11 protein-coding genes (1 of these 11 cut by a window edge) are annotated in these 11,421 nt (G+C 73.4%); 10 read left to right on the forward strand and 1 reads right to left on the reverse strand.

What is annotated here, in order from left to right; all coding sequences use genetic code 11:
- Window positions 1-161: 161 nt before the first annotated feature.
- From purB to QN157_10590, 10 genes are read left to right on the forward strand one after another with little or no spacing between them, the layout of a single operon-like run.
- Window positions 162-1,481, forward strand: a complete 1,320-nt coding sequence (gene purB / locus QN157_10545; protein MDR7556036.1) for an adenylosuccinate lyase — start codon at window positions 162-164, stop codon at window positions 1,479-1,481.
- Window positions 1,478-2,392 (forward strand): phosphoribosylaminoimidazolesuccinocarboxamide synthase, encoded by a 915-nt coding sequence (locus tag QN157_10550; protein ID MDR7556037.1) that lies wholly within the window; start codon window positions 1,478-1,480, stop codon window positions 2,390-2,392. The genes purB and QN157_10550 overlap by 4 nt, the downstream gene beginning before the upstream one ends.
- Complete coding sequence (gene purS, locus QN157_10555) at window positions 2,392-2,838, forward strand: phosphoribosylformylglycinamidine synthase subunit PurS (GenBank protein MDR7556038.1); 447 nt, start codon at window positions 2,392-2,394, stop codon at window positions 2,836-2,838. Before QN157_10550 ends, purS begins: the two co-directional genes overlap by 1 nt.
- A complete protein-coding gene (gene purQ, locus QN157_10560; protein ID MDR7556039.1) occupies window positions 2,835-3,581 on the forward strand; it encodes a phosphoribosylformylglycinamidine synthase subunit PurQ in 747 nt (248 codons plus the stop codon). Before purS ends, purQ begins: the two co-directional genes overlap by 4 nt.
- Window positions 3,578-5,794: a phosphoribosylformylglycinamidine synthase subunit PurL gene (gene purL / locus QN157_10565; protein ID MDR7556040.1), complete on the forward strand. Its 2,217-nt coding sequence runs from the start codon at window positions 3,578-3,580 to the stop codon at window positions 5,792-5,794. Before purQ ends, purL begins: the two co-directional genes overlap by 4 nt.
- A 2-nt stretch (window positions 5,795-5,796) precedes the next feature.
- Window positions 5,797-7,329, forward strand: a complete 1,533-nt coding sequence (gene purF / locus QN157_10570) for an amidophosphoribosyltransferase (protein ID MDR7556041.1) — start codon at window positions 5,797-5,799, stop codon at window positions 7,327-7,329.
- A 37-nt stretch (window positions 7,330-7,366) separates the two neighbouring features.
- Window positions 7,367-8,419 (forward strand): phosphoribosylformylglycinamidine cyclo-ligase, encoded by a 1,053-nt coding sequence (purM, locus tag QN157_10575; protein ID MDR7556042.1) that lies wholly within the window; start codon window positions 7,367-7,369, stop codon window positions 8,417-8,419.
- The gene (gene purN / locus QN157_10580; GenBank protein ID MDR7556043.1) at window positions 8,419-9,189 is read left to right on the forward strand and encodes a phosphoribosylglycinamide formyltransferase; all 771 of its coding nucleotides are present in this window, start codon (window positions 8,419-8,421) and stop codon (window positions 9,187-9,189) included. The genes purM and purN overlap by 1 nt, the downstream gene beginning before the upstream one ends.
- A gap of 52 nt (window positions 9,190-9,241) precedes the next feature.
- Window positions 9,242-10,774 (forward strand): bifunctional phosphoribosylaminoimidazolecarboxamide formyltransferase/IMP cyclohydrolase, encoded by a 1,533-nt coding sequence (gene purH, locus QN157_10585; protein ID MDR7556044.1) that lies wholly within the window; start codon window positions 9,242-9,244, stop codon window positions 10,772-10,774.
- 8 nt (window positions 10,775-10,782) lie between these two features.
- The gene (locus QN157_10590; GenBank protein MDR7556045.1) at window positions 10,783-11,202 is read left to right on the forward strand and encodes a c-type cytochrome; all 420 of its coding nucleotides are present in this window, start codon (window positions 10,783-10,785) and stop codon (window positions 11,200-11,202) included.
- Window positions 11,203-11,376: 174 nt separating this feature from the next.
- On the opposite strand, the gene QN157_10595 is transcribed toward QN157_10590, so the two are convergent.
- Window positions 11,377-11,421, reverse strand: the 3' portion of a protein-coding gene (locus QN157_10595) for a DUF92 domain-containing protein (GenBank protein ID MDR7556046.1). It continues 696 nt past the right edge of the window; 45 of the gene's 741 nt are visible here — the last part of the coding sequence; the start codon falls outside the window, past its right edge; its stop codon occupies window positions 11,377-11,379.

An 11,421-nucleotide genomic window follows, 5' to 3' on the forward strand; every position in this document is an offset into this window, starting at 1 on the left:
CCCACCGACGGGAGCATCGCCGTGCCTGTGGCCGATTACCGCCTTGTCGTCCGGACGTGCGACGGGATCCCCGGGGGACTACCGCCGGCCAACGGGTGGGCCCCAGATGATGTGGACGTTGCCGTCCGTTCGCGGAATGGCATCTCCGGTAGGGGGACGAGGTGATCGAGCGCTACGCCACGCCGGAGATGCGGGCGCTGTGGGCGCCCGAGACGAAGTACGCGCTGTGGCTGGAGATCGAGCTCCTGGTGGTCGAAGCGCAGGCCGCGCGGGGCGAGATCCCCCGCGCGGTGGCGGAATGGCTGCGGCGGGACGCACGTGTCGGCACGCCCCAGCGCATCGAGGAGATCGAGCGGACCGAGACGCAGCATGACGTGGTCGCCTTCCTGCGCTCGGTCGCCGAGTTGACCGGCCCCGATGCCCGGTACCTCCACCGGGGCCTGGGCTCCACCGACGTGGTCGACACTGCCCAGAACGTGCTGTTGGTGCGGGCCGCAGACCTGCTCCTGGCGGCGCTGGAGGACGTGCGGCGCACGACCGGCCGGCTGGCCGACCGGCACCGCTACACCGTCATGGCGGGCCGCACCCACGGGATTCACGCCGAACCCATCACCTTCGGGGTCAAAGTCGCCCTGTGGCACGCCGAGCTGGGCCGGGCCGTCCGCCGCCTGCAGGCCGCGCGCGAGGCGGTGCGCGTGGGCAAGCTCTCGGGCGAGGTCGGCACGTTCGCCCACCTACCGCCCGAGATCGAGGCCGAGGTCTGCGCGCGGCTGGGGCTTGAGCCCGATCCCGTCAGCAGCCAGGTCGTCAGCCGCGACCGGCACGCCGAGTACCTGGCAGCGCTGGCCGTGCTGGCCGGGACGATCGAGAAGATCGCCACCGAGATCCGCTCATTGCAGCGCACGGAGATCCGCGAGCTCGAGGAGCCGTTCGCCCCCGGCCAGACCGGGTCGTCGGCGATGCCGCACAAGCGGAACCCGATTCTGTGCGAGCGCCTCGTGGGTCTGGCCCGCACGGTCCGTGCGGCGGCGCAGGTGGCGTTCGAGAACCAGGCGCTGTGGGGCGAGCGAGACATCACCCACTCGTCCGCCGAGCGCCTCATCCTTCCCCAGGCGACGACGCTGTCGCACTACATGCTCCGCGTCCTGCAGCGGGTCCTCGACGGCCTGCGGGTGGACGCCGACGCGATGCGCCGCAACCTGGAGCACGGCGGGGGCCTGGTGTTCAGCCACCGGGTGCTGCTGGCCCTGATCGACAAGGGGCTGCCACGCGACGAGGCCTACCGGATCGTGCAGGACGCGGCCATGGCCGCGCTGGACGGCCGCGGCCGGTTCCGTGACCTGCTCGCGGCGACGGGCGCCCTCAGCGCGGAGGAGCTCGACGCCTGCTTCGACCTCGCCCCCTACCTGCGCCACGTCGACGCGATCCTGGAGCGCGCTGGGATCCCCCGGGTCCCTGCGCCGTCGGGCAGCACGCCGTGAGCACGCCGACGGTCGCACTGCGGGAGACCGCGCTGCCCCTGACGCTGTACGCCCGGGGGAAGGTGCGCGACCTCTACGAGGCCGGTGACGAGGCCGGCGAACTGCTGCTGATGGTGGCTACGGACCGGATCTCGGCGTTTGACCACGTGCTGCCCACTCCGGTACCGGACAAGGGCCGCGTCCTGACGCAGCTCTCGGCCTTCTGGTTCGAGGCGACGCGCGGCCTGGCTCCGAATCACTACCTGACCGCCGATCCCGCGGCCATGCCCGCCCCGCTCGGCGCGCTGGCGACGTCGCTAGGAGGTCGGGCCATGCTGGTCCGCCGCGCCCGCCGGCTCGACGTCGAATGCGTGGTGCGTGGCTACCTGGCCGGTGGGGGCTGGTCCGAGTACCGGCAGACAGGGGCCATCAGCGGTGTGCGGCTGCCCGGAGGGCTCCGGGAGGGCGACCCGCTGGCCCAGCCGATCTTCACGCCCGCGGCCAAAGCCTCTACGGGGCACGACCACAACATCACCTTCGACGAGGTCGTGGCGCTCGTGGGCCCGGCGCTGGCCGAGCAGCTCCGGGCGTGGAGCTTGGCCCTCTACGCGCACGCCCATGCGCACGCGGCAGCCTGCGGGCTCGTGCTGGCCGACACGAAGGTCGAGTTCGGCCTGCTGCCAGGGAGCCCGGCGCGGCTGGTGGTCATCGACGAACTGCTGACCCCCGACTCGTCGCGGTTCTGGGACGCCGCCGACTACGCGCGCGGTGTGCTCGTGCCGCTGGACAAGCAGTTCGTCCGGGACTACCTGCTGCAGATCGGATGGGATCGCCAGAGCCCGCCGCCGCCCCTGCCGCCCGAGGTGGTGGCGGCTACCGCACAGCGCTACCGCGAGACCTACCGCCGTCTTGTGGGGAGGGAGCTGTCCTAGTGCCGACGTTCCGGATCGTCGTCATGCTCAAACCCGGGGTCCTGGACGCGCCCGGACAGGCCGTGGCCCGCGGGCTCGCGGCGCTGGGCTTTCCCGCCGTAGACGTGCGGGTTGGGAAGGTCATCGAGCTGGCGGTCCCCGAGGGTCACGTCCACCGCCTCGACGAGATCTGCGCGCGGTTCCTTGCCAACCCGCTGATCGAGACCTGGGAGATCCAGCGCTCTCCTAGCCCAACGGCTGCCACCGTCGGGACGGACGGGTCTGCCACCGTTGCGGGGATGGGCGAGTCCCCGGCCGCACAGGCGCCGGCTGCGTCCGCGGTGCTCGGCGGCCTGGCCCCGCCCGGCGTCGCCTCGCCGGGCGCCGACGTGCCCGGTGCCGACGACGCGCGGCCGCCGGCCGCCCACGCGGGAACTGCACCCTTGCTCGGGGAGGCCCGACCGTGACCTGGGGTGTGGTGGTCTTCCCGGGCTCCAACAACGATCGTGACGCCGTGCACGTGCTGCGGCACGTGGTGGGCGTCGACGTGGTGGAGGTCTGGCACGAGGACCGTGAGCTGGCGGGGGTCGACGCCCTGGTGCTGCCCGGTGGCTTTTCGTACGGCGACTACCTGCGGGCAGGGGCCATCGCCGCCACGGCACCCGTGATGGACGCGGTGCGCGCCCTGGCAGCGGCAGGCAAGCCGGTGCTGGGTATCTGCAACGGGTTTCAGATCCTGACCGAGGCAGGGTTGTTGCCGGGCACGCTGGTGCGCAACGCGGGCCTGCGGTTCCGGTGCCGGCCGGTCTGGGTGCGAGTCGACTCGCAGCGCACGCCGTTCACCGCGGCCCTGCCCGTCGGCACGGTACTGCAGATGCCCATCGCGCACGGCGAGGGCGCCTACCTGGCGCCGCCCGACGAGGTCGCAGCGCTGGACACATCCGGCCGCATCGTCTTCCGGTACTGTGATCCGTCCGGGCGCGTCACGCCCGAGGCCAACCCCAACGGGTCGGTGGCGGAGATCGCCGGCGTGGCGAACGCGACGGGCAACGTCGTGGGGCTGATGCCGCACCCCGAGCGCGCGTCCGAAGCGGTGCTGGGGTCGACCGACGGCCTGCGGCTGTTCGCCTCGGCCGTGGCGTGGTTGCACCAGCAGCCGCAGGCGGTGTCCGCCGGGGCGGCGTTGGCGAGCCAGGGAGGGTCCCGGTGAGCGCGGTCGCGCCAGACCTGGCCGCTCGCGCCGGCTTGACTCCCGAAGACTACGCGCTGATCTGCCGGACCCTGGGGCGGGCGCCCAACCCCGTGGAAGCCCGCATGTTCGCCGTGATGTGGTCGGAGCACTGTGGCTACATGCACTCCAAACGCGTCCTGCGCCGGCTGCCGACCGCGTCGCCACGGCTCCTCCGCGGGCCGGGCGAGAACGCCGGCGTCGTGGCCGTGGGCGACGGATGGGCCGTGGCGTTCAAGATGGAGAGCCACAACCACCCCAGCGCGGTCGACCCGTACAACGGGGCGGCAACGGGCGTGGGCGGAATCATCCGCGACGTGCTCGCGATGGGTGCCCGTCCCATCGCGCTGCTCGACGCCCTCCGCTTCGGCCCGCTGGACGAGCCGCGGGCCCGGCGGTTGCTGGCCGGCGTCGTGGCCGGCATCGCCGGCTACGGCAACGCCATCGGGGTGCCTACCGTCGGCGGTGAGATCCTGGTCGACGCCTGCTACCGCGACAATCCCCTGGTGAACGTGGCCTGCCTGGGCCTGGTGCGTACCGACCGCGTGGCCTCCTCGGCGGCCGCGGGGCCGGGCAACGTGGTGCTCTACGCCGGCGCGCGCACCGGCCGCGACGGCATCGGGGGGGCGGCCTTCGCCTCCACCGAGCTCGACGCGGGACGCGAGCAGGCCGACCGCGCGTCGGTGCAGCTGGGCGATCCATTTACCGGGAAGCTCCTGATCGAGGCCACCCTGCAGGCGCTGGAGACCGGGGCCGTGGTGGCCATCCAGGACATGGGGGCCGCGGGCCTGACGTGCGCGGCCGCTGAGATGGCCGCCCGCGGTGGCGTCGGGATGGAGCTCGACGTGGACCGGGTGCCGCTGCGGGAACCACAGATGCGTCCCGACGAGATCCTGCTGAGCGAGTCGCAGGAGCGCATGTTGCTCGTCGTCCGCCGTGACGACGTCGCGCGGGTAGCGGCCATCTACCGCCGGTGGGGACTCGAGGCGGCCGTGATCGGCACCGTGCTCGCCGAGCCCCGGCTGCGCGTCCTGGCCGGCGGGCAGGTCGTCGCCGATCTGCCGCCACGGGCACTGGCCAACGCGCCGGCCTACGAGCCGGCCGAGGCCGTGCCCGCAGACCTCGAGGCCCGCTGGGCGCTGCCCGCGTTGCCGCCCCTCGACGACCTGGGCGACGCGGTGCTGGCGCTGCTCGCTCATCCCGATGTGGCCAGCAAGCAGGCCGTGTACGAACAGTACGACCACATGGTCGGGATCCGCACCGTGGCGCCGCCGGGCGCCGACGCGGCGGTGCTGCGGCTGCTGGAGGTCCCGCCGCGGGGAGTGGCGTTCGTCGCAGACGGCAACGCGCGGTGGTGCGCGCTGGACCCTTCGCGCGGCGCCGCGCTGGTCGTGCTGGAGGCGGCTGCCAACCTCGCCTGCGTGGGCGCCACGCCGCTGGGGCTCACCGACTGCCTGAACTTCGGCAGCCCACGGCGCCCCGAGGTCTTCTGGGCCTTTCGCGAGACCGTCGACGGGCTGGCTGCGGCCTGCCGCGCGCTGGGGATCCCCGTGGTGGGCGGCAACGTCTCGTTCTACAACGAGGCGGAGGGCGCCCATGATCGGGCCATCCTGCCCACCCCGATCGTCGCGATGGTCGGCCTGGTGGACGACGTGGCCGCGATTGGGCGGATGGGGTTTGTGCGCGCTGGCGACCGCATCGTGCTGCTGGGGCCCGACAGCGCCACGCTCGGCGCGAGCCTGCACGCACGCCTGGTCACCGGCAGGGACTGCGGGCGCCCTGCGGCTCCAGCGTTTGCTGCTGCGGTCGCCGCCACCGCGCTGGTGCGGGATGCCGTGCGCCAGGGGGTGCTGCGCTCCGCGCACGACTGCAGCGAGGGCGGGCTCGCCGTCGCGCTCGCCGAAGCGTGCATCGCGGGCGGGATAGGTGCGACGGTGGCCCTGCCGGCGCCGGCGGACGGCGATGGCCGTCGCGCGTGGTTTGGCGAGGGGCCGGGCCGGTTTGTCGTCTCGTGCCTTCCGGAGCATGTGCAGGCCATCACGGCCGCGGCCGCCGCTGCGGGGGTGCCGTGCGCCGTGCTCGGGACGGTGGGCGGCGACGCGCTCTGCATGCAGTGGACTGCCGGCAGCACCACCCGCACGACCTCGCTGCCCCTGGACGCGCTCGTGGCCGCGTGGACCAGCCTGGAGGTGTAGCGATGGCAGGTGGCGGTGGCGATCCGGTCGTGCGCGCCCTCCACCCAGCGCCCGCGGCGCCGCAGCGCGAGACCGCAGAGGACGGCGGGCATCCAGCCGGGCCGGCGCATGCGTGGAAGGAGGAGTGCGGGGTGGCCGGGGTCGTCTGCCGCGACGGGACCGCGGCGGCGCCGCTGGTGCACGTCGCGCTGTACGCCCTCCAGCACCGCGGGCAGGAGAGCGCGGGCATCGCCGCCTTCGACGGTCGCGAAGTACGCCTGCACCGCGGCATGGGGCTCGTGGCGCAGGTCTTCGACGCGGCCCGGATCGAGGCGCTGCCCGGTGCCGTCGCCATCGGGCACGTGCGCTACGCGACCATGGGCTCCGCACAGCTGGAGAACGCGCAGCCCATTGTCGTCGCCTCGCCGTGGGGGCCGGTGGCCATCGCCCACAACGGCAACCTCATCAACGCGCCGCAGGTACGCCGCGCCCTCGAAGCCCAGGGCGTGATGTTCGCCGGCACCACGGACAGCGAGGTGATCGCCCACCTGATCGCCCGGGCCCCGGCCGCCGATCCGGACGACGCGGTGGCCTCGTGCATGACCAGGCTGGAGGGCGCCTACACGGTCGTGGCCGCGGCCGGCGGCCGGCTCTACGGCTTCCGCGATCCCTGGGCGATCCGTCCGCTCGTCGTCGGGCGCGGGCCGTGGGGCTGGGCGCTGGCGTCCGAGACGTGCGCCTTCGACCACATCGGCGCGGAGTACGTCGCCGAGGTGGAACCGGGTGCCCTGGTCGTCCTCGATCGCGACGGGCTGCGCACCCGCCAGGTGCTCTCCCCCGCGCAGCGCGCCGCGTGCGTCTTCGAGTACATCTACTTCGCCCGCCCCGACAGCGTCCTGGCCGGGCGCAACGTCCACCAGGCCCGGCGGCGCATGGGACGGATCCTGGCCCGCGAGCACCCGGCCGACGCCGACATCGTGATCCCCGTCCCCGACTCCGGCACGTCGGCGGCCATGGGCTTTGCCGAAGCCGCGGGCCTCCCCTTCGAGGTCGGGTTGATCAAGAACCGGTACATCGGCCGCACCTTCATCCAGCCGGATCAGGCCACGCGCGACTTTGGCGTGCGCCTGAAGCTCAACCCCAACGTCGAGGTGATCGCCGGACGGCGCGTCGTGTTGGTGGACGACTCGATCGTCCGCGGCACGACCTCGGGACGCATCGTGCGCCTGCTGCGGGCGGCGGGTGCCCGCGAGGTCCACGTGCGCATCTCCTCGCCGCCGATCCGCTTCCCGTGTTTCTACGGCATCGACACCAGCAGCCGGGGAGAGCTGGTGGCGGCGCGTCACACGGTGGACGAGATCCGCCGCCTGATCGGCGCCGACAGCCTGGGCTACTTGAGCCAGGCGGGGCTCGCCGAGGCCGTGGGGCTCGCGCGCCGTGACCTGTGCATGGCCTGTCTGGACGGGCACTACCCGACCCGCGTGCCCACCGAAGCGGAGGCGGGGCGACGGGCGCTGGATGCCTTCGCCAGGTCGGCCGCGCCCAGCCGCTCGTGATCCCCTGCCCGCTGTGTGGTGACCGACAGGCCCCGTGATGGAGTCGCGTGACACCCCCGCCGGTCCGTCGCCCGGCCTGTCGTACCGGGACGCCGGGGTCGACATCGCGGCGAAGGAACGGCTGCTGGCGCAGGTGGCGCCCAGCATCCGCGCGACCCACTCCCCCAGGGTGCTCGCCGGGGTCGGGGCGTTCGCTGGCGCCCTGGCGCTCCTCCCCTCGGAACGCGACGCAGTCCTCCTGGCCACCACCGACGGCGTGGGCACCAAACCCCTGCTGGCCCGCCGCCTGGGGCAGGATGCGGTCATCGGATGGGACATCGTCGCCCACTGCGCCAACGACCTGGTCGCCCAGGGTGCGCGCCCGTTGGCCTTCCTCGACTACATCGCCATGGGCCACCTCGACGGCGACCTGGTCACCACGCTGCTCGCAGCCATCGCCGAGGCGTGCCGCACGCTGGACGTGGCGCTGCTGGGCGGCGAGACCGCAGAGATGCCCGACGTGTACGCGGCCGACGCGTACGATGTCGTGGGGACGATGGTCGGCCTGGCGCCGGCCGAGGGGCTCATCACCGGCGCCCGCATCCGCCCCGGCGACCGCCTGGTGGGGCTGGCCTCCACCGGCCTGCACACCAACGGGTACACGCTGGTGCGTCGCGTGCTCGCCAGGGCCCCCGCGGCCCTCCATGCCGTCCTGGACGACCGCGGGACCACCGTGGCGGAGGCACTGATGGCGCCCCACCGGTGCTACGCTGCCGAGGTGCTTGCGCTGCTCGCCGCTGTACAGGTCAAGGGCATCGCGCACGTCACAGGCGGTGGCCTGGGGGCGAATCTGCGCCGCGTGCTCCCGGAAGGCTGTACCGCGCGGATCCGACGTTCCTGGCCGGAGCCACCGGTCTTCGGCTGGCTGCGCCGGGTCGGCGGGGTCTCCGAGGACGAGATGGTCGCCACGTTCAACCTGGGGATCGGCATGGTGCTCGTCGTGGCACCGTCCGACGTGGCGGTGGCCCTCGCCCACTTCGAGCGCTGCGCGGTCCCCGCCTATGAGATCGGCGAGGTCGTCCCCGGTGTACGGGAGGTCGAGTTCGGGTGATGCGCGTGGCTGTCTACGCCTCGGGCGCGGGCACCATCCTGCAGGCCCTGCTGGACGCGTTCGGTCCAGGACGGTGCGAGGTCGCGGGCGTGGTGCTGGTGGTGTCCAACAATCCCGACGCTGCGGCCCTGGCCCGAGCCCGTAGTGCCGGCGTGCCCACGGCGGTCGTCGACCACCGGGGCCGCAGCCGGCAGGCCTTCGAGGCCGAGCTCGCCGCGGTCACCGGTGCGCACGGGGTCGACCTGATCTGCCTCGCAGGGTTCCTGCGCATCCTCTCGCCCGAATTCGTCGGCCGCTATCCCAACCGCATCCTGAACACCCACCCGGCGCTCCTACCCGCCTTCGGCGGCAAGGGGATGTACGGCGAGCGGGTGCACCAGGCGGTACTCGCCGCGGGCGTGGCGATAAGCGGGTGCACCATCCACCTGGTGGACGAGGTTCCCGACGGTGGCCCGATCGTCGCCCAGGCCACGGTCCCGGTGTTGCCCGGCGATACCCCGGCGACGCTTGCCGCGCGCGTGCAGGCCCAAGAGCGGCGACTCTACCCCGAGGTCGTACGCTGGTGGGCACAGGGGCGCCTGGTGGTGCGCGGTCGCACCGTGGCGTGGCGCCCGGGCCCTGCGGGCGCGTCCGCTGGCGAGCCGCTGCTTGCCGGGCAGGCGCCGCATGCCACAGCCGTGCCCGCTGGCGAGCCCGCGTGGCACTCGGGCGAGGCGTCACGTGCTGAAGCCATGGCCGATGCGGGCGTAGAGGGACGCACGGGGGCGTAGCAAGTACAGAACTGCCCAGCCGAGAGACCACACCCTGGTAGGAGGGACCATCATGACTGCGATCCGGCGCGCGCTGCTGAGCGCGGCGGACAAGACCGGTTTCGTCGACCTCGCCACGGCACTGCATCAGGCGGGTGCCGAGTTGCTGTCGACTGGCGGCACGGCCGCTCACCTGCGCGCGGCGGGCCTGCCCGTGCGCGCCGTGGAGGATGTCACAGGGGTTCCCGCCCTGCTCGGCGGGCGCGTGAAGACGCTGCACCCGGTGATCCACGCCGGGCTGCTGGCCCGGCCGACGGCCGAGGACGCGGCAGAACTCGCCGTGCACGGCATCACGCCCATCGACCTGGTCGCCGTGACCCTCTACCCGTTCGAGGAGGCCCTGGCACGCGGCGCGCCGCTTGCCGCGCTGGTCGAGGAGATCGACATCGGCGGGGTGACCTTGCTCCGTGCCGCGGCCAAGAACTGGCAGCGGGTCACGGTGCTCTCCGATCCGGCGCAGTACCCCGACGTCATCGCCGCCGTGCGCGCCGGCGGCGTGCCCGAGGCGCTGCGGCTGCGCCTGGCTGCCGCTGCCTTCGCGCGCACCGCGGCCTACGACGCCGCCATCGCCGGCTGGCTCCAGGAGACTGCCGGGCTGGGCCCGTTCCCCGAGCACCTGACCCTCGCGCTTCGCAAGCGCGCCGAGCTGCGCTACGGCGAGAACCCGCACCAGCGCGCGGCCCTGTACGCCGTGGCCCACCCGCCGGCCGGGGAGATCATCACGGCCGAGCTATTGGGTGGCAAGGCCCTCTCCTACAACAACATCGCCGACCTTGAGGCCGCCTGGGCGCTGGTGCGCGACCTGCCCGCGCCCGCGGCGGCCATCATCAAGCACACGAACCCCTGCGGCGCGGCCGTGGGTGCCACCCTCGCCGACGCGTTCGCGCGGGCGCGCGAGGGCGACCCCGTGGCCGCGTTCGGCGGCGTCGTAGCAGCGAACGCGCCGGTCGACGCTGCCGCCGCCCAGGTCATGGCGGAGATCTTCCTGGAGGCGGTCGTGGCGCCCGCGTTCGAGCCCGCGGCGCTGGAGGTCCTGCGCAAGAAGAAGAACCTGCGCCTGCTGGCCACCGGGGGGCTCGGCGCTCCTCCCGCGCTGGAACTGCGCAGCGTGCGGGGCGGGGTACTCGTCCAGGAAGCGGACCTGCTCGGGACCGACAGGTCCGCCTGGCGCGTCGTCACCACACGACAGCCCACCCAGCACGAGTGGGACGACCTCCTGTTCGCCTGGGCGGTCTGCGCCCACGTGAAATCGAACGCCATCGTGTTCGCCCGCGCCCGGCAGGTGGTCGGCGTGGGCGCCGGGCAGATGAGCCGGGTCGACAGTGTGCGTCTGGCCGCGAGCAAGGCCGGGGAGCGAGCGCGGGGCGCGGTCTGCGCGTCCGACGCGTTCTTCCCCTTTGCTGACGGCCTGGAGGCCGCGGCGGCAGCAGGCGTCACGGCGGTGATCCAACCGGGCGGCTCGCTGCGCGACGCCGAGGTTCTGGCTGCAGCCGAACGCCTGGGCCTGGCGATGGTGCTGACGCAGGAACGGCACTTCCGGCATTGAACCCCGCCATGATGATCTACGGGCGCGCAGTGATGATGGGCGGGCTCGCGATGTTGATGGTGCTGGGCCTGCCCTTGGGGCGGGGGCGGCCGGCGGCGGGCGGCCCGGCGCTCGTCGTGCAGACGGAGCAGGTCGTCCGGGGCCGCGAGATCTTTGCGATGCAGTGCAGCCGGTGCCACGGCGACCAGGGGCAGGGGACGGAAGACGGCCCGCGTCTGATCGGTCCCGGCACCGGCCTGCGTGGGTACCAGACTGCCCAGCGCCTGTTCGAGTTCGTCCGCAGCGAGATGCCGGCCAGCGCGCCCGGCAGTCTGCAGGTGCAGGAGTACTGGGACGTGCTGGCGTTCATCCTCGACGCGAACCGTCTGTTGCCGCCTGGGGCCACACTCGGGCCGGAGAACGCACCCGACATCCGCCTGGACCAGTAGCGGGCAGTGGCCGTCGGCCTGCCGTCGTCCCAACGGAGCGGCCACCTCATGACAGTCGCCGCCACCACCGGCGCGGCGCACACTGCTGGGTGCACCTGTGGTGTGCCGTGGGTGCACCCGTGGGGTAGTGAGCGGAGCTAGGCGTCGACTGGACAGCCCCCAGCGATCCGGACGCTACACGATGCGGCTGAGAGCCGCAGCCGCCAGGGCGCCGGCCAG

Source organism: Armatimonadota bacterium, assembly GCA_031459855.1.
Taxonomy (GTDB): domain Bacteria; phylum Sysuimicrobiota; class Sysuimicrobiia; order Sysuimicrobiales; family Humicultoraceae; genus Fervidifonticultor; species Fervidifonticultor primus.

Coding starts and splice junctions, on each gene's coding strand:
- purF (MDR7556041.1), top strand. CDS start 5,797: ATGGCAGGTGGCGGTGGCGATCCGGTCGTGCGCGCCCTCCACCCAGCG.
- purM (MDR7556042.1), top strand. CDS start 7,367: ATGGAGTCGCGTGACACCCCCGCCGGTCCGTCGCCCGGCCTGTCGTAC.
- purN (MDR7556043.1), top strand. CDS start 8,419: ATGCGCGTGGCTGTCTACGCCTCGGGCGCGGGCACCATCCTGCAGGCC.
- purH (MDR7556044.1), top strand. CDS start 9,242: ATGACTGCGATCCGGCGCGCGCTGCTGAGCGCGGCGGACAAGACCGGT.
- QN157_10590 (MDR7556045.1), top strand. CDS start 10,783: ATGATGATCTACGGGCGCGCAGTGATGATGGGCGGGCTCGCGATGTTG.